The sequence below is a fragment of the uncultured Nostoc sp. genome, from assembly GCF_964247315.1.
Lineage (GTDB): Bacteria > Cyanobacteriota > Cyanobacteriia > Cyanobacteriales > Nostocaceae > Nostoc.
This window is the reverse complement of the sequence record NZ_CAXTTT010000017.1, coordinates 15,381-37,115: the sequence shown is the minus strand read 5'-3', so window position 1 is coordinate 37,115 and position 21,735 is coordinate 15,381. Positions and strand designations below refer to the sequence as shown.

Sequence of the window (21,735 nt, the reverse complement as noted above, 5' to 3'; positions counted from 1 at the left end):
AGATGACTTCAGTTTCTCTGACAAACTTTTCTGGTAACAGCCGCTCATTACTCAAAAAAAGAACGCTGTTATTTCGCTACCTGGCAGAAATCAATTTAATTTTTGGTATCTGGTATTTACAATGGCGCGTCACCCATTCCATCAATTTTGATGCTCTCTGGATCTCGATTCCTTTGCTGATAGCAGAGATTTACAGCTATTTCGGTGGCGTAATGTTTGTAATTGGGTTGTGGCGACCTTTAGTCAGACAGATTAAGTCTCTCGATCAGATGACCCCACCTCTACCCAGATCCGACTGGCCAACAGTGGATGTGTTTGTCACTTGCTACAATGAGCCGCCGGAAATTGTCGAAGAAACTGCCAAAGCTGCTCTGACAATCGATTACCCGCCAACAAAGTTACGCGTTTATGTGTTGGATGATGGTAACTCGGCTGATATGCGAGCGATGACAGAAAGATTGTGTATTGAAGATTTGCAGTCACCACAATTACAGCTAGAAGCGGAACGGATTGATGCAGAACATTCTTGTTTGTTAGAGCGCTTGAAGCAACTGGAAAATCTGACGCCTAATACTCTAGCTGTCGAACAATGGCTGCAAACATTATCAGAATCAGTAGTGAACCAGCCTGCGGCTGAATTTGTACAAAGTTTGCGATCGCTGATTCTTTGGCTACCTCCGACTCATCAAAGTATTCGCGATCGCCTAATTTCCGAACGCAAAGCTTTAGAAGAAGCTATTCACAAAAAAGAACTAGAACTAGTTGAACTTGCTCGTTTTCGCTACATTGCTCGTCCGAAGACGCCTGGTGTAGCACATCATGCCAAAGCAGGCAACATCAATTATGCAATTTTTTCTGGAGAAACGTCAGGAAATTTTATTGTTACTCTAGATGCTGACCACATTCCCAAGCGAAATTTTCTCAAGCGAGTTCTGCCTTATTTCTACACCTATAATCTTTCAACAGGAAAATACGACCAGAATCAAATTGCTTTTGTACAAACCCGCCAGGATTTTTACAATATTCCTTCAGGCGATCCTTTTGGACATCGAGCAAATTTGTTTTATGGCCCACTTCAACAAGGTAAAGATGGCATGAATGCTGCGTTCTATACGGGCACAAATGCGATCCTCAGACGTGAAGCATTAGTTAGTGTAGGACTGCAAAATTTTGCTGATGAATTTGCTAAAGATGAAAAACGTTTAGATGAATTTGATTTAGTTGGTGGGGTATCCAGTAATAGCATTACGGAAGATATGAATACAGCCATGCGTCTGCATAGTGCTGGCTGGAAATCTATTTATCACAATGAACTTTTGGCAGAAGGTTTAGCGCCAGACGATCTGAGTTCTACTCTGAAACAGCGGCTACGCTGGGCACAAGGAACTATCCAAGTACTAGTGAGAGAAAATCCACTGACAAAATCAGGGCTAACATTTTGGCAAAGGTTGCAATATTTCAAGACGATGTATAGTTATTTCTCTGGTTTTGCAACTCTGGTTTTTATTTCTTGTCCAATTATTTATTTTTTTACGGACATTGTTCCAGTTAAAACCTACGGGTCTGACTTTGCCATACACTTTTTTCCAGCTTTTATTATTAACCGTCTGACTTTCCTTGCAGCTACTTGGGGCATTCCAGCTAGAGAAGTATGGCGCTCCGAACAATATGCGATCGCTTTATTCCCCTTATTAATCCAAGCCGTATGGAGTGTATTCACAGGACAAAAACTCAATTTTCAAGTCACACCTAAGCAACGGCAATCCGGGATTTATCTCCGGCTTGTTTGGCCGCAGTTGGTTGTTTTTATCCTTACCATCTTGGGGATGTTCTGGAGCCTTTACCAATTTGCAATTGGCCATTTAAATAATCCTGAGGTTCACCTGCTTAATGGTGCATGGGCTATCTATAATTTATTACTTTTGTGGGCTATCATCCGCGCATCTGTTTGGCAGCCCCCAAAAGAAGCTTAAGAGGCTAGCAGGGAAAACTGGAAAAGGGCAGGTGAATAAATAACTCATGACAGCTGAATTGCAAATCTAATTTAGAAAGAAAACAGCTATGAACACTCATTCAGACTCAAACAACTTTGGTCAGCGAACTGTCTTAACAATCTATGCTCATGCTGATGATGAAGTTCTACCTGCTGCTGGTACTCTCAGTCTGATGTCCAAAGCAGGATGGAATGTTCGTTGCTTAATTTTGACTGATGGTGGTCTTTCTAGTTCGCCTGTTAAAGGTACACGTCATCAAGAAGCAGATGCAGCTGGTAAAATCATCGGCGCAACTTACGAGTTTCATGCACTTGAGGAGTGCAATTTTTCAACACAAGCAGTGATTAAAGTTACTGAAGAAGCTCTTGGACGTTGGCAACCGGATCTGATTATTACTCACGCACCACAACCTGAAAAATATGGACATAGAGATCATGAAGTGTGTGCGATCGCAGTTTCTAATGTTGCTACCCGCAAAAATATCCCTTTGTGGTATTCAGCACCACCTGTTTTTTTGCGCGGTTTTGAACCCAACTTTTTTGTGAATATCACCTCTGTAATTGAGGAAAAAGTCGCAGCTATCGGTTGTTATGAATCAGAGTTAAATAAAGCATTTATGCAACTTGATGCCATACTTGTTCTGTCTCGCTTTTGGGCACGAGAGTTAGGTCAGAAAGATGGCTATTTTGAAGCTTTTGAAATTTCTCGGCAATGGGTTGATGCTAGCTTTTTTACTGCAATAGCAAATAATAGTAATCAGCAAATAGTAAAACAAAGCTAATTGTAGACTTTATCTATTGCGGTTTAATTAGGTCAATGCCAAAATATAACTACATAGTTTTCAAGCCAAATAATCGGAAAACAAAACCATGAATTTGAATGTAAAAGTACTAGAATTATCTGGAATTTTAGATGGTATTAGAGGTAACGAACTACGTCGTGAAGTTAGCGGTATTCTGGCAAACGGAGCCGATATTTTGTTGCTCGACATGAAAGAAGTAAAGTTTATTGATAGCTCTGGTTTAGGTGCTTTAGTATCAGCAATGCAAATGGTACGAACTGCTAACGGTAAACTGTTTGTCTGTTCGATAAGCGATCAAGTCAGAATGTTATTTGAATTAACTAAAATGGATAGAATTTTTCAGACTTTTGCTGATAAAGATGAATTTTATCGCCAAGTATTAACAACACAATAAGCTGTTAATTAATCAAAGTTTAAGTATGCACATTTGACTATTCTAACCAAAGTTAACTTTTACTAAAGATAAGTCATTATCAAGATTCTCTTGAGTATTTAAGGTGAGAATCTTTGCTAAAAGTTGATTGAGGTTATAGGTATTCTGACTATATTTGGTTAGTAAGTCAATGAAAGCATCGATCCCCCAAATTTTGCCATCTGACTGATTAATTTCATAAGCACCATCACTAAAGATGTATAAAGTGCTGTTTTCTTTAACTTGAAAAACAGCATCCTCAAATTGAACTTCAGGTAAAAAGCCGATTGGTAAATCTAAGGAAGTTAGCTGTTTAACTTCGATGTTGTTCGTGGAGGTATTAGATAACAGTAAAGCTGGTGGATGTCCGGCGTTGGCATAAATGAGTTGACGTTTAAGGCGGTGATAAACTCCATACCAGATTGTGAAGTATTTATCACCGTGCTTACTCATTTGGAAGGCATGATTGAGGGCTTTTAGGACTTCACTTGGTTGAGAAAAGTTAGTGTTCGGTAGAGATTGCGATCGCAAAATATTCAACACCGATACCGATAGGAGAGCTGAACCCACTCCATGACCTGATACATCTAACAAATAAATTGCCAAATGATCCTCGTCAATCCAATGATGGTCGAAGCAATCACCTCCTAGTTGTGCTGAAGGAATAAACAGATTTTCTGTAGTTACTGCTCCTATAAGCGGTGAGGGTAAAAGCGATCGCACATAATCAGCGGCCTCAGCTAATTCTGCTTCCAAAATTTGCTTTTGAGTTTGCAAATCCTGATTTAGTGTCTCCAAAGCTTGCTTTTGACTTTGTAAATCCTGATTTAGCTGGTGTAACCTTAGTCCTGCTCTTACCCGTGCTTTCAATTCATTCATCTCTATCGGTTTGGAGATAAACTCATCCGCTCCAGCGTCAAGTCCCCTAACTCTATCTTCCTCTTCTCCTCGTGCTGCTCCCCTAGCCGTCAATAGAATAAAAAAAGTAGTTGCTAACTGTGGATCTGTTCTAATTCGACGACACACTTCTAGCCCATCTACTTGGGACATCATCCAATCACAGATAATTAGAGCGGGATGTAGCAGTTGTGCTTGTCTAATTCCTTCTTCACCATTGCTAGCTACAGTAGTCTCATAACCCTGCCTTTGGAGTGTACTTTTCAGTACTGCTCGCACTGTCGGGTCATCATCAATAACCAGAATTTTAAACATAAATTACAATTTATTAAGTAAAATGTTCGATAAATAGTTGCTTTAATTTAAGTTATATGCAATTTAGTTTTTCATGTATAGTAAAAATACTCAAATTAAATAAACTAATTAACGAATATGATGATTTCAAAATATTTTCTTAGTTAAGAAGTGAATCATAAAATTTATCTCAAAGTCAATACAGACCTGACAGCTTCACCTCAAGTTTTGTCTTGGTTCGAGCAAATGAATCAACCACCTATTCTCGATAAACAAATTTGGTGGCAATGTCAAACGCTGATGATGGAAGGCTTTACTAACATTGTTGAACATGCCCACAAAAATTTACCTATTGAAACTCCGATTGAGATGGAAGCTGTGCGGCTAGATGAATACATAGAAATTCGCATCTGGTCTCAAGGCAAACCATTTAACTTAGAACAGCAATTGCGCCAAACATCTGAATTTGAGGATAATGATCGAGAGCGCGGGCGGGGTTTAAAAATCATGTCCACCATTGCCGACAAATTGAGTTATGAGCCGACAGTAGATAATCGTTACTGTTTATTTATTAGTAAGAATATACTGACTAATGACTACTAATTAAAAACTCTTGGATGCGTTTAATAAACTCTTCTAACTCTACGATTAAGTTACTAGAACCTCGACGCTCTTGGTTTATCGCTAGTTGTTCTAGTTTTTCTGCTGCCAGATGCATGGTTGTAACTCCCATATTGGCACTAGCACCTTTAATTTGATGCCCTTGGAGCGCTATTTGCTCAAAATCATGAGCTGCGATCGCTATTTTAATGACCTCTAGACGAGGTTGAATATCTTTAACAAACATTTGCAGTAGTTCCAATTCAAATTTTGGGTTGTTTTCTGAAAGTTGATGCAAGCGTTCCCAATCGATTGGAAGGTCAACTGAACCGACATTTGTTGTAGAAACTGTCTGCTTTGTAGCAGCTGTTTCTTTTGCCCTGAATATCACATTTCCCCAATGCTCCAGCATCGTGGCCAAATTTTCTTTCATCACCGGCTTGCTCAAATAGTCGTCCATGCCGGCATCTAAACACATTTGTTTGTCTTGTTTCATCGCATTAGCTGTCATCGCAATTACCACGGGACGACGACCACTAGCAAAGCTGCTTTCTTGCCAACGATGAATTTGTTTTGTTGTTTCCAAACCGTCGAGAATCGGCATTTGACAATCCATCAGAACCAAATCATAGGGAATTTTTTCTAATAGTTGCAACGCTTCTTTCCCATTATTAGCGATATCAGCACTGTAGCCCAGACTTTTGAGTTGCTTCAAAGCTATTTTCTGATTCACCAGATTATCTTCAGTTAAAAGAATTTTTAATTTATGTAGGTCAGGAGACGGGGAAGAAGACGCGGGGATGCTGAATAACTTCTGACTTATGAACGCCAGTTGCTCCACTTGGGGAGACTCGATCGCTTTCGCTTTTGCTATCTCCTGTTGGGAGAAGACCGCACTGGCCCCTACTGACTCCTCTGGAATAACAGAAGCGGCAATCGTAAAGTAAAATGTACTACCTGCATTAAGCTTACTTTCAACCCAAATTCTGCCACCCATTAACTCACACAGTTGCTTGCAGATAGCAAGACCTAAGCCAGTACCGCCATATTGCCGAGTAATGGAGGAGTCAACTTGACTGAAGGCTTTAAATAAGCGTTCAAGGCGATCGCGTGGAATTCCGATGCCTGTATCTTTAACACTAAACTGAATTTCGTCAGTATTTGCAGCACAAGAATGATTAATATTGCTATTCTTGCGGGTTATAACTGAAACTTCTATGCTTCCAGTTTCGGTAAATTTAATCGCATTACTGATTAAATTAATCAAGACTTGGCGCAGTCTGGTAATATCCCCGACAATCGTAGTAGGAAGTTCAGGAGTATCTAAAAATGTGAGTTTTAAACCTTTTTCTTTAGCTGTAGGTGCAAGCATATAAAAAGCCTCATGAATGCAATTTCGCAAACCAAAAGGCTCCTCTTCTAGTTCCAAGTTACCTGATTGTATTTTGGAGAAATCAAGGAAATCGTTAATAATTTTCAGTAAAGAATTTCCACTGGTGTAAATAGTTTCAACAAAATCTTGCTGTTCAGCAGTCAATTCAGTATATTGCAACAAACCGGCCATACCAATTACCGATGCGATCGGAGTCCGAACCTCATGGCTAATCATCGCTAAAAATTCCTGTTTAGCAAGTTCTGCCTGCTTTCGTTCAGTCATGTCTCGCAAAATGTAAACATAACCTTGAAAATGTTCAATTTCTGTTTTTACGATTGAGGATGAAAAAGCTACGGGAATTGTTTTACAACTTTTGGTATAACAAACGGTTTCTACTTCTTTTACTAAAGGATTTATGTCTTGACTGTGGGATATATCAGTATCTTCAACTATCAATGGATACTTATTGACTTCTCTAATAACTTTTGCGATCGGTTGACCGATGAGTTCTATTTCGTTATATTGCAATAAAATTTGTGCGGCATAATTCACTTTTTTTATCTCGCCTGATAGTGTTGTCACTAACAATGCGTCTGCTATTGATGTCACAATTTGGTCAATATATTGTTTAGAAGCTTTTAAATTACGTAGCAAAAGATTTGCTTCATTTGCACCTTGAAATAAAGATTGCTCAAGTACCATCCGTTCTGTAGCATCTTCGACAACGATGGTTATTCGATTGCTGGAATGGTCTTCTTGGATATTATTAGTAATACGAATATCAATATACAAAGGAGAAGCTGTATCTGGCGATCGCATAATTCCTTTTAATTCAAAATTATCTTGTTCTCCCTGTAAAATTGCATCAAAAATATCTTCAAGTCCCTCTAATTCAGGAAACACAATCCGAACATCCTGACCGAGCTTTACTTCATTAGAAATATTGGCAAAATGATTTAATCCCAAAGACATTTCTACAATCTTGAAGTTATCATCAATTATCAAATATTCAATACCACATACAGATAATAAATTTGTCAAAAATGAATTCATCTTAATTAAATTAAACGAGTGGCTAAAGTTTGAAATATTTTATCAACATTATTGCCAGTTTTCGCTGAAGTTACATAAGTGTCTAATATATTAGCTTGATTGGTGAATTGATACATTTGACGAACTTTTTCTAAATATTCGGCTGCAATCATATCTGATTTGTTCAGTGCAACAACAATATAGCTGTTGGGATTAACAGCTAAAAAAGTTTGAATATGCTCCTGGATATGATTGAGCGTTTCTGCTTGTGTCACATCACCGACTATCACAGCACCTTTAGAACCTTGAAAATAATTGTTAGCAACTGCCTTAAACTTATTACTGCCTTCAATATCCCAAATTATTAACTGTAATTTTTGTTCAATAAGTAGATTTTTTTCGGAAACACTAACCAATTTACGAGAGATTTTTACTCCTACAGTTGAAAGGTATTCATCACTAAACTGACACTCTACAAATTGACGAACCAGACTAGTTTTACCAACACCAAAATCACCAAATAAACATATTTTTTTAGAGATTGTAGACATAGTTGAAGAAAGTTAGAAAATGTTTGAGCAAAATCATCGCTATTAGAAACTTAAAATTGCTTGTTTATCGGTTCTAGAGCAACACAGCGGCTTAACCACAAGGGTTGAGTTTCATCAATTCCTGGTGGTAAATTTGTCCTACCAATGATCTGTAGGCGAGATGGCTCAATGCCTAATTTAATCAGTGCTTGTTGTACAGCCTTTGCTCGCGCCAGTGCCAATTTTTGAGATTTGTTCCCGCCAGTACGGTCACTATAACCAATGATTTTTAAATGCTTATTTGGGTGTTGATTAAGGAAAAACTTAACCTGTTGAATCTTATGCGCTGTATCTGCTTTCATTAAACTCGCTGAGTTGAGTTGAAAGTAAAATCGAACTTCAATCTGTGGGGGTTCTACTCGTACCGCGCTAGACACAGATTTTACACCAGGAATTTGTTCAAATGCCTTAGCAATAATCTGAGCATCTGCAATTCGGTTGACAGTTCCTTCAACAGTTACTTTACCAGCGATGTATTGAGCGGAAATTGTTATATCGTCAGTCTGATTTAAAACTGCTGTGACTCGTTTGACTTCAGCAGCAGCTAATACGGGGTCTGCTGGTACTTCTACTAATAAAATTTGATTGTCAATCACCCAATTAGGAGAGGTGATTTTGACAGTTTGCTCGGCTTTCTGGCGAAGAAGTTGATTAGGTAATCGTCCTGTTAATTTTAATTTGTTGTGTTCTACTTTTACAGTTAGCCGATATACGGCTAGTTCTGGAACAGAAGTTAGAGCTAACGAAGTTTGATTTTCAATGGAATGTATAACTCCACTACGGTATTGCCAAATACCCCAAGGAATGATAATGGTACTGATAACTGTTAAACCTAATATTAGTAGCGGTGAGATTTTTGTTTTCTTTTTCTCCTGAATACCTGTATATTTCAGTTCTTCTAGAGGTGTATGAACTTCAAGAGGAATTAAATCTGAATTACCGTCAAATTTTTCAATTAAATCGCCATACTTTTTAATAATTGTGCTAAAGACTTGTCGCATTTTTTGAATAAAGTTTTTGCTTGGCTCTCCGCGCACAACAATCGCTAAATAACAGTATCCTGCAACTTCTAAAATTATTTTTGATGTTCCGTATTCAATTGCATTTAATTCTGTTATGCTTCCAGATTGATTGATGCAATCATTAGCAAAGCTGCGAATTGCTGTCAGCATTCCTGCTACCATTTCAGCTTCAAGTTGCTCTGCATCAGAATGCTGAATATTTGAGATAACTAAACCAGATGCTTTATGAATCAAGAAAATAGCTTGAATTGTAAATGGTAGAGCTTCTTTAAGAATTAATTCTGCTTCTGAAACTCCCTGTAGCTTGGCACGAATTTTACGTTTAAAGCCTTCAATGCTGAGGGTTTCTTCAACTTGTCGGTTAATGGCACGGATTGTCTCTGCCATATATTTGGCTATGGTACTACCAATAACTGGGTAGAGTGCATCCACCACAATATTCTGCTCAATTTCAATTTGCTTTTTTATAGCTCGTCCCATTGCCGGAGCGATCGCATCTGAAACTTCTTCTGGAGCTATAATAATCTGTTGGGAAATAGCTAGAGGAATTACAGGTGCGATCGCCTCACTCATGCTAACTTTATTTTGTTCAGTGCGACTGCGGATAGTCTCATCGATAATGGGAGCAATTATTTGGACAATTTCCTCTCTCGACTCTGTAATCTTCAGCTTTAAAAGCTCAGAAACCCACGGTAGTAGTAGATTTATTAGCTCATTAGGTTCGTAAATTTGATGCTCTATCTTTGTTAATTTTTGTTCGATTTTATCTGTAATATTATCTATTTCTGCTAACTCATATCCGATTAAGATTTCCCGTAATTTTTGCAATGCATCCTCTGAGTTATCTAACTTTTCCTCAAATGTAACTATTTCAATAGTTTCCTCTAATTCTTCTTGAGGAGTTTGTGAGTAATTAGATATATCTTGAGTCAAATTAAAATTTGACTCTAAATAAGCTTCACATACTTCTAATGTCACTGGAGGAAGTTGCAATAATTCAACTTTTTCTAGAATATACTCATTTTTCTTATCAGTTTCTAATGGTAATAAAGGAAAAGACTGCTCAGGTGATTCGATAATTTTGAGTTCGATTAGCAAATGCAGCAAGTTGTCAAGCTGTACAGCTATTTCTGGCTTTAAATCAGCAGATTGAGAAATCGAATTTTTCACCTGAGTCATCCTTTTTAAAGTGCTGAGTTAGGAGTTATAAGTTATTATCTCCCTCATTTTTATTTACCTTCTGACTTGATTACGAATGTAATTCCGCCGTACTGTTAGAGTGAGTTAACACTTACTTTTGACAACTTTGTAGTTTCTAGAAGTGGTACAGCAGTATATTCGTCGCTACGTTCATTGGCTGCTTCTCGCAATTTGGGAATAAATTCAGTTTCTTTGAGACGCATTCCTAAGGCAAACAAAGTTTCAGCCATATCGTCTTTAGAAACTTTAGTGTCTGTTAACTGCGAGAAGCGTCGCTCTACTTCTTCTAAAATCAGATCGCGTAATGCTGTGACATCATCTTGTAATTGAACTTTAGTTTGAAAGATTTCATCTCGAATCGAAGTAGTTTGGCTATCTAAGGTTTCATCAAGCGACTGAACGCTGCTAGAAAACTTTTTATTAAGTCTATCAACCTGTTGCCGTAAGTCAAGAGTTTCTTCTTGAGTTGCGAGGCTAAATGACTTCAGCTTTTTATCCAGGGACTCAAACCCCGCTTTTAGTTCAGCAGAAAAGTTGGACTTGAGTTGCTCGACATGCAATCGCGTCTGTTGTTGCAGGAGAGATATATCTGATTCCAGCTTGCCAAATCGATTTTCGTACTCTCTTAGCTGTGTTCCAAGAATAATATCGCGGATCTGATCGATATTGCCAAGTCTTTCTCGTACATCGTCTCTACTCATCTGACTCATTAGGAAAACCTCGCTTTTCAGGAATCAATTGGGAATAAGAGGTGATGCATTTAACTGACATTTAGGCTAAAAATTCTTAGCTTATGATGCAGCTAACTCACCGAATATACTTTGTTATTATTCCCAGTTGTTCACAATTTCTATCTGGAAAAGAGGAAATGAATAATGATAAATGGAAAATAAGTGTTTTTCATAACTTACTTAGAAAAAAGTGCTACCGTTAATTTGTTAATAAATATTATTATTTTCGGTTGTAGTGTTATTCTCTTTACAATTCAAAAAATCTTGGATGCGTTTAATAAAGTCTTCTAACTCTACGATTAAGTTACTAGAACCTCGACGCTCTTGGTTTATCGCTAGTTGTTCTAGTTTTTCTGCTGCCAGATGCATGGTTGTAACTCCCATATTGGCACTAGCACCTTTAATTTGATGCCCTTGGAGCGCTATTTGCTCAAAGTCATGATCTGCGATCGCTATTTTAATTAACTCTAGACGAGGTTGAATATCCTCAACAAATATTTGCAGTAGTTCCAATTCAAATTCTGGGTTATTTTCCGAGAGTTGGTGTAAGCGTTCCCAATCAATTGGGAGGTTAACTGAACCGACATCTGTTGTAAAAATCTGCTCTGTGGCAGCTGTTTCTTTTGCCTCGAATATCACATTTCCCCAACGCTCTAGTGCTCCCGCCAATTTTTCTTTTATTACTGGCTTGCTTAAATAGTCATCCATTCCGGCATCTAAACACATTTGTTGGTCTTCTTTCATGGCATTAGCTGTCATAGCAATTACCACAGGACGATAACCACTGGCAAAGTAGCTTTCTTGCCAACGATGAATTTCTTTTGTGGTTTCTAAACCGTCGAGAACTGGCATTTGGCAATCCATCAGAATTAAATCATAAGGAATTTTTTCTAACAGCTGCAAAACTTCTTTTCCATTACCAGCGACATCAGCACTATAACCCAGACTTTGGAGTTGTTTCAAGGCAACTTTCTGATTCACCAAATTATCTTCGGCTAAGAGAATTCTAAGTTTGGGGGAGCTAGGAGAATAATAGTTGCGGTTGTTTTCAGAATTTTTCAGTTTTAAATTCTGACTTTTGACTTCTAACTCCTGAATTTTGACTTCTGTCTCTTCTTCTAGCTGCGTTCCTAAAATAGTCATGATGGTATCGAGGAGTCGGGACGGCTTAACAGGTTTGACTAAATAAGCTGCAAATCCTATTTTTAGCGATCGCTGGATTTCATCGCGTTGATTAGTAGAGGTAAGCATAATCAGAGGTAGCCCAGCGATCGCTGAATTTGCCTTAATTTGTTCTCCTAAAGTCATGCCATCTATTTCTGGCATCTGCATATCAATCACAGCTATGTCATAGAAATTTTTTTGCTTGGCAGCCTCCTGAATAGCTTTGAGGGCAGTAGTAGCCGAAGCAGCCTGATCCACTAGAATCCCCCAACGGGTAGCTTGATGGTGGATGATTTTGCGATTAGTAGCATTATCATCCACTACTAACAAGCGCCGATTCAGCAAAAGTTCGCCTTCGCCTTCTAAGGAAATAGGCTCAAGTTGCTTGGTAAGAGTTACTTCAAACCAAAACTTAGATCCTTTCCCCAAGCGACTTTCTACGCCCATTTCTCCTCCCATCAAGCTTACCAGTTGCTTGCAGATGGCTAATCCCAAACCTGTACCGCCATATTTACGGGTGGTGGAAGCATCTACTTGAGTAAATGGCTTAAAGAGTTTGGATTGATCTTCTGGCGTAATGCCAAGACCGGTATCTGTAATGGCAAAATAGATCGTGGCTGTAGTCAGGGAAAGCGATCGCAATTCTGCTCGTAATACTACCTCTCCATTACTGGTGAACTTGATCGCATTGCCGATCAGGTTCATGAGAATTTGCCGCAGGCGGCCAGCATCGCCTTGGAGGCGGGTAGGGACGTTGCTATAAATTAATCCTGCAATTTCTAATCCCTTATGATGGGCTGAGGGAGCCAATAATTCCAACACCTCTTCTACACAGGTAGATAAGTCAAAATCTAGAGTTTCTAGTGCCATTTCCCCAGCCTCTAGTTTGGACAGATCCAAAATTTCGTTGATCAGGCTTAAGAGAGCATCGCCACTAATGCGAATTGTTTCCATAAAATCTCGCTGCTCGGAGTTTAGGGGAGTTTCTAACATTAAGCTTGTCATCCCCAACACAGCATTCATGGGAGTCCGAATTTCATGGCTCATGTTGGCCAAAAAGGCACTTTTGGTTTGAGAAGCTAATTCAGCTTGGTGACGGGCAATTTCGAGTTCTCGTCGCTGTTGAGTTTCTGCATCTAACATTTGGGCTTGGGCTAAAGCAATACCTACTTGGTCAGCTATTTGCCGTAAAAGATGAGTTTCAAAGCTAGACCATTGGCGATAACTGCCGCACTGATGGACAATTAGTAAACCGCAAAGTTCTTCTTTGACAAGAATGGGTATGACTAAATTACATTGGACTCCAAATTGTTGCAGTAATTCAAGATGATTTTTTTGGACTTCAACTATATCTAAGTCAGCAAGCCCCAGATTCGGTCTTTGACGGTACTGCTGTAGATAGTATTGCTGGATGTATTCGGCTTGAAAGTAAGCATCAGTAAGCTTTTTATCTTTAATTGCCAGCCAGCCAGAAATTACTGCTTCAACCACGGTGGCTCCAGATCCATCTGCCAAAGGCTGATAAATCAAAACTCGGTCGCTATGGAGAATTTTTTGAACTTCGGTGACAGTGATTTGGAAAATTTCTTTGATTTGCAAAGACTGACGAATTTTGAGGGTGATTTCAGTAAATAGTTGCGATCGCAAGTTTTGACGTTGGAGTTGTTCTTCTGCCTGCTTGCGCTCAATAAACTGCCCTACTTGCTCACCAATCGAATTCATGACTTTTGCCAAATCTAGGTCAGCTTGTTGGATCTCATGGCTAAAGCAGGTAATGACACCGATAACTTTTTTACCACTACGGATCGGAAAACCGAAAGCTCCGTGCAGTTCTGCTTGAGCAGCGATTTGAGAGCGGATGAAACTTTGATCTTTAGCGACATCAGCAATCCAAACAGGTTCAAGGCTAGTCCAGACACGACCAGGCAGCCCAATTCCTGGTGCAAATGTGGTCTGCCGACTGAGGATATCAAATTCTTGCATCTCGAAGGAAATTTTATACCATGAATTTAGCAAAGACAGTAGATTTGCTTGCGGATTTAGCATCCAAAATTCACTTAAATCCCATCCCAAGCTTTCGCAGATTCCTTGCAGGATTTGGGGCATGGCTTCGTTGATTGTGGTTGACTCTGCCAAGACGCGGGTTGTGACATACTCAGCTTTCAGATGTTGTTCAGCTCGTTTGCGTAAGCGCAGCTCCTCGTAAACATCGGTGATGTCGATACCTGTGGCGACAATGTATTCAACGTGGCCCTTATGATCTTGCAAGGTAGTATTAGTCCAAGAAATCAGCCGCCGACTGCCATCCTTAGCTACCCAATAGTTTTCGTACTCATTGGGCCCTTCACCAGCTCGTAACTGCTCAAAAACTGCCTTAACTTGCTCTACCTGTTCAGGAAGTAAAAACAGGTTCCAGAAATGCCTTCCTTTCACCTCATCAAATGAGTAACCAGTTATTTGTTCACAAGCTTGATTAAAGCGAACGATTTGTCCTTGTGTATCAACAACTATTACCAAAGCGCTGGCTGTATCAAGGACTGCTGAGATAAAGTTGCGTTCTTGGTTCAGTATTTCCTCTGTTAATTTACGCTCTTTTACCTCACGAGAAATTAAGTAGTAGACTATAGCCAGAATCAGAAAACTTAGAAAAATAGCGATCGCCAGTGTCAAAAGAGTGGTGTTAGCACTGGCTTTTGCAGCTTGTGACTGCTGTTGGAGCAATCTTTTATCCTGATTCTCTATCTCATGTATGACCTTGCGGATATCATCCATGAGATGTTTTCCTTGATTTGTCTGGATTAACTGCAACGCCGCCTCGAATCCCTGATTTTGACGCAGGTCTATAGTCTGCTTGAGTATGACAAGTTTTGCAGCTATCAGAGGTTCAAGGGTTGCGAACTGCTTTTGTTGGTTAGATTGATCTGTGATTAAATCCCTTAGTTCTACAATTTTTTGATCGATGTTTCCAACTACTGCTTGATAAGGTTCTAGATAACTTTCTTGTCCAGTGAGGATATAACCGCGTTGTCCAGTCTCAGCATCCTTCATGTCGGACAGTAATTCTTCTAGTTTATTGATTTTCTCTTGAGTTTTTTGTACCTGATTATTATTATCAATCAATATGCGTGTATTTTGATAAGAAATCACGCCAATTAAAACTAAAATTGCCGATGCTAACCCAAACCCTCCAGCTACTCTTTGAAAAAATTGTTTGCGTTCCTTCTGCGTCTGTTTGCGTGTATCATTCGCTAATACTAAACTTGCTAAAGCGCGCCGTATTTCTAGTTGTTTAATTACCTGGCGACCTAAAATTCGTAATGCTTCCAATTGTTCTGGGGAGAGGTTTCTTGGTACGCGATCCTTAACACAAAGTGTTCCTAGTGCATATCCTTCAGCGTTAGTCAGTGGCACACCAGCATAAAATCGAATATTAGGGTCAGAAGTGACTAGTGGGTTTTTCGCAAACCTTTCGTCTTGTGTGGCATCAGGCACAACAAAAACTTCAGGTTGCATAATAGCATGGGCACAGAATGCCATATCTCGCGATGTTTCTAGGGCATCCAAACCAACTTTTGACTTGAACCATTGGCGATTAGTATCAATTAAGCTGATTAAGGCAATGGGAGTTCCACAAATATATGAAGCTAAACGGGTGAGGTCGTCAAAGGCTGCTTCCGACCGAGTGTCGAGTATTTTATACTGCAAAAGAGATTCGATTCGCTGTGTTTCGTTATCAGGTAATGGTGCTTTCATTCTTCAGCCTTATACCATTTTAAATTTGAGATTTTGGATTTGAGATTATTTATAGGGTTTACCTTCTGCCTTATACCTCCTGCCTCCTAAAACTTGACCCGCAACTGTCCTGTGAAGGAATTACCACCGTAAGTACTTCCGCCGGTTTCTTGATTGCGGACATTACTAAAGCTATAGCCCAAGTCTGCTTCTATACTGGGTGACAGTTTTACCGTACAGCGCGTTTGATAGGTATTAGCGTTGTCAAATTCTCCTTTAAGTCGCTGCCGCCCTAAATTGCCAGCAAGGCGACAGCGTAAGAAATTAGTAATATCTCCCTCCCAAGCTACCTCACCGTTGTAAACTAGGAAATCTGGTGGAGAAAAATAACCGCTTGTGCGTTCTAAATCGCGATCATAACTCCAAGTGAATAAGTTAGCTGCTAAAGAAAATTGTCCGAACTTGCGCTCCAATCTACTAAAAGACTGCACATCGGAATTACCATCGTTGTAACTACCCAAACGCAATGACGAAAACAAGCTGGTGTCACGGTCAATCTGCCAGTATAAATCAGGCCCAAATCGCCAAGCAGTAATTTGATTGTCTAAAGTTCGAGCATTGGATTTATAAGGTCCTTGTTCTAAATTACCTGATAGTACTACTACCGATAGCAATCGACCTGATGACGAAACTCGCGGCGGCGAAATGGGAGCCTCCACCTTAGCATTGAGATTGATAGCTGTGGGTAAACGATTGAATACATCGACTCCAGCTGCTGTTTGTAGAGTTGCTTGTCCAATTTTTCCTTGCCATCCAACTTGCAAGGGAAAGTTGGTTACTGATTCAACACCGCGTTGCTCAAAGAAGTTAAAACCTGTCTTGAAAAAGATTTTATTGCCATTTCTCAATCGAAACTGAACTGTTGGCTCAAGGAAAAAATTAGTTTGGCCAAAGTTGTCTGTCTCATAGTGATAGTCTGTATCAATACTTTCCAAAACTGCATCCGGCGTTTTTGGTTTGGTGGAAGTTGTTGGTGGACTAGAATTCTGCTGCGGTGGTTCGGGTAGCGATGGCGGTAATCGCAAATCAGGATTGAAGTTTTCGGGCGCCGCCATCAAAATAGGTGTTGGCTCTAACCTATAGGGGAGTGGTTTTAAGTATTGCTCTGCTGACTCAGGATTTACTGTGGTGACTTGCTCAGTCAATCCTAAAGGTGATTTCCAGGTCTGATGTGCTTGGGCTGCTTGTAATTTAGCTGCTGATAATATCCAAATACCTACGCTACAGATTACTCCCAATTGAATCTGTAGGCATCCCAAAAGAAATACAGCGTACAAACTATATCGAAAAACAAAGAGATAACGTCTAAAACTATCTGCCATCGGTTGATACTATATTTGTAAATGAAAAATTTGCTGCCAAATAGTTTTCTGGCTGCTAGCTAATGTATTCGGACTGAAATTATGATGCCCATAATCGATGCTTGTTAAAACATAGGAATGGTGGGTGTCAGAGGCGTGTTAGTGCTACGTAGCGTTAACACCAAAGGCAAGCGAGACACCAGGGAAATCCAAGTTCATCAGAAACTAAGGCAGTATTTAGAAGAGTACAACCCTAACCGCCGTAAGGAGTTTCTGTTTCCGGGGCGGCATGGGTTGGGACATATTCACAAGGTTAGTACTGATAAAATTCTCCGAGATACCTGTGCGCGGCTCTTGATTGAGGGCGTGAGTACCCACAGTTTCAGGAGGACGGCGTTAACCCAAATGAGCGATGCCGGGATACCGTTGCGTCACATACAGGAGATATCGGGACATCGGACTTTGGCAGCTTTAGAGCGTTATCTAGGCGTAACCGAAAAGCAGAAGCAAAATGCGATCTCTGCTTTGGATTTTTGAACAATGTAGGGAACTTAATCTATCAGTGCATTAATAAAACTTTATATAGTAAAATTGTTACATTTTCTGTAGCCACAGCCTAGTAATTTCAAGAAAGCATTTAAAACTTTAATGCTAAATGCTAAAGGTCAAAATTTCTCAATAGTTACTTAGAAAAATGGACTGTTCAATAAGATGCATATATGAAATAATACGAACAATTTGAATGAAGCCAATAGTAAGCCACAACATCAAAGTCAATAGTAGAATAGATACAAAAAATCCCATCGAGGGAGACTTTAACGGAGTAATAGATAGGATTAGCAATGTATTCATCACTAACATACCAAACCCCGAAATATTGCGCGTCTTTTCCATCATAGAAACATATCCTTTCTCTTTTCGCGCTTGTATGATATTTCTTACATTTTCTAGGCGTTTTTCATTAAATAGCCGAAGAGTTAAATCTTCTCTGCTCGTCGCAGAAATACTTTTTTCAAGAATTTTTTTCAGATTTTTTCGGGGATTGTCCTTACGACGCAACATAACACAAGTTATAACAGCATATATGGTAGCTTCACTCAGAGTGCATTTTCAAAGCCTCGACCGATCAGTGTCATTGCGCGGTCGAGGTTTATTAAATTTCTTAGAGTACAATTTTCCCATTTCGGCACGGTGATGCCTGTTAACCCGATTCAGCTTCTGACTTTTCCCGTTAAGTCGTGAAACAACGAAATAGCAAAGGTTTCACACTATATCTTATTCTCAAAAAATTAATTTTAATGACAATGAATCACGAGAAAATAGGGCTTTAGGCTAGGGGTATAGTAAGCGATCGCTCCATCAAGGAGATAACGGGAAAAGTCAGATTCAGCTTACTTTCTGAGACTAATGCTTTGTCAGTATAGCTTTTCTATTTCTTTGCTTTTAGCCCCTTTGTCACCCCTTCAGCTGATTTTGACCAACTGCCAACAGTGATTGTTGAGTCTACTGTTCCCATCTCAGAGTTTTCAGCATTGTCAACCTCAAGACTTCGGAGCAATTCTCGAATTACATCTGTTGCTGGTCTTCCTGTGAGAGTACAGTAGTGTTCAAGTTTCTTCATTTCCTCAGTTGTGAGATTTACTGTCAGTCGTTTAACAGCCCATTTTTTCTTCATAATTTTCTTTGATCTTCAATATGTTGCTTTTTCTTGAAATCACCAAGTCATTACAATTACTCCCGTAGTGCATAGCCTACACCACGGACTGTATGAATCAAACGTCTTTCATTATTTTCTTCTAACTTGAGTCGCAAATAACGAATATAAACCTCAATAATATTAGAATCACCCATGAAATCGTAACCCCAAACTTTCTCTAAAATTTGATCTCTAGTAAATACTTGACGTGGATGTGAAAGGAGATATTCTAATAAGTCAAATTCTTTTGCTGTTAACTGAATGCTTCGTTTCTCTCGAAATACTTCACGAGTGCGCCGATTTAAGCTTAAATCTTCAAATTGCAACAAATCCTCGTCTGTTTCTTGCGTGCGGCGGAGATGAGCGCGAATTCTAGCTAATAATTCCTCAATGCTGAAGGGCTTAACTACATAATCATCAGCTCCTGCATCTAATCCTGCCACGCGATCGCTCACTTCATCTTTTGCTGTCAACAAAATTACTGGTACTGTACTACCTGTTGCTCGCAAACGTCGACAAATTTCCAAACCTGTCAACCCTGGAAGCATCCAATCCAGAATTGCTAAATCTGGTGATGAGTCTCGCGCCAGAGTCAAGCCTGCGATGCCATCATAAGCGACACTTACCCGGTATCCTTCGCTACTAAGCTCTAATTCGACAAATCGTGCCAGTTTGACTTCATCTTCCACCAAAAGAATATGTGCTGTCATATTTTTGCTCCTAAAGCAGGTAATATGAGAATAAAAGTGCTACCATAACCTGGCTTTGAAAGGATGGCAAAATTGCCTTCCATACCTTCGGTTAGGTGTTTCACAATCGATAAACCTAAACCTGCTTTGCCAGTTAAACGAGGGCTGCCTTTATTCTCACAGGAAACGGGGTGACTTCCAAATAGATTACCCGATGCTTAAATTCCTGGCATTGCTGATTAGATGTAGGAATCTTGGTGTAGAAATGTTGCATTGCAAAGTATCTACAAAGGTTTTGAAATTAAGTAAAATCATTTTCATACTGGAATTCAGCAACACCAAATTTCTCTGTAATCTGTACTATGTCTGCAATCAAATCAAGAAACTGGGGATCTAAGTCTTGCAATTTTTACAAATCAGATAGAGCTACTATATGTAGGTAAACTGATTGTAAACATACTCCCTTCTCCTAACTTTGATTCCACACTTACACTACCTCCCATACCTTCTACAAGTGTCTTAACAATCGATAAACCCAAACCACAACCCCCAGTAGTATGAGAGCGAGATTCATCTACGCGATAAAATCTCTCAAATATCCGTGCTTGCTGTTGCAAAGGAATGCCATAACCTTTGTCACAAACTTGAATAATAGCCCGTTCTTGAAGCCGATCTAACTTAAAAATTATGAGTGTGTCAGCATCAGAATACTTAATGGCATTATCAATTAAATTTAGTAACACTTGTTTAAAGCGGCTATAATCTGCTTTGATTTCAATTGGATAAATTTCTGACTCGATTGTAATTGGGCGATCGCTATATTTTTTTGCCATCAAGACAACTTCTTCAACCAAGTCATTCAGCACATAAGATTTCATTTGAAAGTATAAGTAACCGCTATCTGCACGTGCTAAATCAAGTAAATCTTGTAGCAGACGGATAATGCGTTCAGCTTCTGATGCCGCAGTTTCTAAAGCTTCTTGTTGAGTTTGGGTTAAGTTATTCTGCCTTCGCAAGACGCTTTGCAAATAACCATGTACAATCGTTAAAGGTGTGCGTAATTCGTGAGAAACATTACTCACAAATTCTCGCTCTTGCTCCCATGATTGGGAAAGACGCGATAACAGCATGGTTAAAGTTTGAGCTAATTCTTTAACTTCACTTGGTGCATTATCAAGATATAGCTGTACTTGTCCTAAATCTTTAGCGGAAATTACAGAAGCCATTTGATTTAGCTGGCGCAGAGGTTGCAGAGAACGCTTAATATAAAATGCGATCGCAGCAGTTAAAACAAAAATTGCTAAAACACTAGTAATACCTAAACTCTGCACCATTACTACAAACATTCTCTGTTCGCGGGTAATATCCTTGACTACAAATAACTCGCCTAGTAACTTACCCTGTACTCGCACAGAACTACCACATAATACAAAGTAGCTTTGGTTTACTTTGTAAACTTGTGGTTTAATCGGCATCTTAGTCAGAGACATTAATTCAGCTACCGTAGTATCAGATAATAAATCCAAAGTGGTAGATTTTGCTAAAATTTTATTATCGGGACTTTTTAGCCATAATAATATGTTGGTATTTGCCAAATTATTAATAGCTTTTTGCAACCCCGTTTCAGGTTGCATCATTTCACTATAAATTTGCACATCTTGCGGCAAGCGCTTGGCAATTTGTTCTATATTATATTTATGACTATCAACTAAAATTTGCTGCATTTTCCAACTAGTCCATGTAGCGAGGCTACCTAATACTAAAGCTGAAAATGATGCAATACCAACCGTGAGGCGTGATTGTAAGGAAAATGGATCTATATTTATCCCAACTTTTATGATTTGCTTCACTGTTTCGGTTGCGTTTTAGGTGTTTAATAAGGCTTGAAAAATAAAATCAGACCGCTAAATGTAAAGTCACTGCTAACCGCTACATCTTTAGTTATAGCAGATTTAAACTTACCTCTGTTGCATACCTACAGTGAAAAGTGCAGCTATTCCAAAAAAATTGCTAAATATTTTATTTAATTGCTATTTCAAATCCGCGAATTCTTGTCTAATAATAATCTAAATGCATTTACTAGTAATTAAATTAATTTCTGCTGAGAATTACCTTAATATTTTTAATCCTCGAAATTGATTACA

The 21,735-nt window shown here is 39.1% G+C and carries 16 protein-coding genes and 1 pseudogene; 5 read left to right on the top strand and 12 right to left on the bottom strand.

Going from position 1 to position 21,735, the window contains the following annotated elements:
* Positions 1-2 precede the first annotated feature (2 nt).
* The 3 genes from ACFE93_RS07640 (at position 3) to ACFE93_RS07630 (ending at position 3,190) form a co-directional block, all read left to right on the top strand.
* A complete protein-coding gene (locus ACFE93_RS07640) occupies positions 3-1,973 on the top strand; it encodes a glycosyltransferase (protein ID WP_375472744.1) in 1,971 nt (656 codons plus the stop codon).
* Between the two features lie 88 nt (positions 1,974-2,061).
* Entirely contained in the window at positions 2,062-2,775 is a 714-nt protein-coding gene (locus ACFE93_RS07635; RefSeq protein WP_375472743.1) for a PIG-L deacetylase family protein, read from the top strand.
* Positions 2,776-2,863: 88 nt separating this feature from the next.
* Positions 2,864-3,190, top strand: a complete 327-nt coding sequence (locus ACFE93_RS07630; protein ID WP_375472742.1) for an STAS domain-containing protein — start codon at positions 2,864-2,866, stop codon at positions 3,188-3,190.
* 42 nt (positions 3,191-3,232) lie between these two features.
* Here the strand turns inward: ACFE93_RS07630 and ACFE93_RS07625 are convergent, their stop codons facing one another.
* On the bottom strand, positions 3,233-4,420 hold the full coding sequence (locus ACFE93_RS07625) for a SpoIIE family protein phosphatase (protein WP_375472741.1): 1,188 nt from the start codon (positions 4,418-4,420) through the stop codon (positions 3,233-3,235).
* A gap of 150 nt (positions 4,421-4,570) precedes the next feature.
* Here ACFE93_RS07625 and ACFE93_RS07620 point away from each other — a divergent pair, with 150 nt between their 5' ends.
* Positions 4,571-5,002: an ATP-binding protein gene (locus tag ACFE93_RS07620; protein ID WP_375472740.1), complete on the top strand. Its 432-nt coding sequence runs from the start codon at positions 4,571-4,573 to the stop codon at positions 5,000-5,002.
* Here ACFE93_RS07620 and ACFE93_RS07615 read toward each other — a convergent pair.
* From ACFE93_RS07615 to ACFE93_RS07590, 6 genes are all read right to left on the bottom strand, one after another.
* The gene (locus tag ACFE93_RS07615; RefSeq protein ID WP_375472739.1) at positions 4,989-7,427 is read right to left on the bottom strand and encodes an ATP-binding protein; all 2,439 of its coding nucleotides are present in this window, start codon (positions 7,425-7,427) and stop codon (positions 4,989-4,991) included. The genes ACFE93_RS07620 and ACFE93_RS07615 overlap by 14 nt on opposite strands.
* Positions 7,428-7,432: 5 nt before the next feature.
* Positions 7,433-7,957: a Rab family GTPase gene (locus tag ACFE93_RS07610; protein ID WP_375472738.1), complete on the bottom strand. Its 525-nt coding sequence runs from the start codon at positions 7,955-7,957 to the stop codon at positions 7,433-7,435.
* A 50-nt stretch (positions 7,958-8,007) separates the two neighbouring features.
* Positions 8,008-10,197 carry an OmpA family protein gene (locus tag ACFE93_RS07605; protein WP_375472737.1) on the bottom strand — a complete coding sequence of 730 codons (2,190 nt, stop codon included), beginning with the start codon at positions 10,195-10,197 and terminating at the stop codon, positions 8,008-8,010.
* Positions 10,198-10,292: 95 nt separating this feature from the next.
* On the bottom strand, positions 10,293-10,928 hold the full coding sequence (locus tag ACFE93_RS07600) for a hypothetical protein (RefSeq protein WP_375472736.1): 636 nt from the start codon (positions 10,926-10,928) through the stop codon (positions 10,293-10,295).
* 228 nt (positions 10,929-11,156) lie between these two features.
* Positions 11,157-15,866, bottom strand: a complete 4,710-nt coding sequence (locus tag ACFE93_RS07595) for a response regulator (protein WP_375472735.1) — start codon at positions 15,864-15,866, stop codon at positions 11,157-11,159.
* Between the two features lie 86 nt (positions 15,867-15,952).
* Positions 15,953-17,227: a hypothetical protein gene (locus ACFE93_RS07590; RefSeq protein ID WP_375472734.1), complete on the bottom strand. Its 1,275-nt coding sequence runs from the start codon at positions 17,225-17,227 to the stop codon at positions 15,953-15,955.
* 117 nt (positions 17,228-17,344) lie between these two features.
* Here ACFE93_RS07590 and ACFE93_RS07585 point away from each other — a divergent pair, with 117 nt between their 5' ends.
* Positions 17,345-17,743 carry a tyrosine-type recombinase/integrase gene (locus ACFE93_RS07585; protein WP_375472733.1) on the top strand — a complete coding sequence of 133 codons (399 nt, stop codon included), beginning with the start codon at positions 17,345-17,347 and terminating at the stop codon, positions 17,741-17,743.
* Between the two features lie 138 nt (positions 17,744-17,881).
* On the opposite strand, the gene ACFE93_RS07580 is transcribed toward ACFE93_RS07585, so the two are convergent.
* The 5 genes and pseudogenes from ACFE93_RS07580 to ACFE93_RS07560 all read right to left on the bottom strand — a co-directional run bounded on the left by ACFE93_RS07580 (position 17,882) and on the right by ACFE93_RS07560 (position 21,441).
* The gene (locus ACFE93_RS07580) at positions 17,882-18,268 is read right to left on the bottom strand and encodes a hypothetical protein (RefSeq protein ID WP_375472732.1); all 387 of its coding nucleotides are present in this window, start codon (positions 18,266-18,268) and stop codon (positions 17,882-17,884) included.
* A 367-nt stretch (positions 18,269-18,635) separates the two neighbouring features.
* The gene (locus ACFE93_RS07575) at positions 18,636-18,881 is read right to left on the bottom strand and encodes a CopG family transcriptional regulator (protein ID WP_375472731.1); all 246 of its coding nucleotides are present in this window, start codon (positions 18,879-18,881) and stop codon (positions 18,636-18,638) included.
* Between the two features lie 56 nt (positions 18,882-18,937).
* Entirely contained in the window at positions 18,938-19,612 is a 675-nt protein-coding gene (locus tag ACFE93_RS07570; protein WP_375472730.1) for a response regulator transcription factor, read from the bottom strand.
* Positions 19,609-19,746, bottom strand: a pseudogene (locus ACFE93_RS07565) (ATP-binding protein); the annotation flags it as partial. The pseudogene ACFE93_RS07565 and the gene ACFE93_RS07570, both read right to left, overlap by 4 nt.
* A gap of 261 nt (positions 19,747-20,007) precedes the next feature.
* Entirely contained in the window at positions 20,008-21,441 is a 1,434-nt protein-coding gene (locus tag ACFE93_RS07560) for a sensor histidine kinase (protein ID WP_375472729.1), read from the bottom strand.
* Positions 21,442-21,735: the final 294 nt, after the last annotated feature.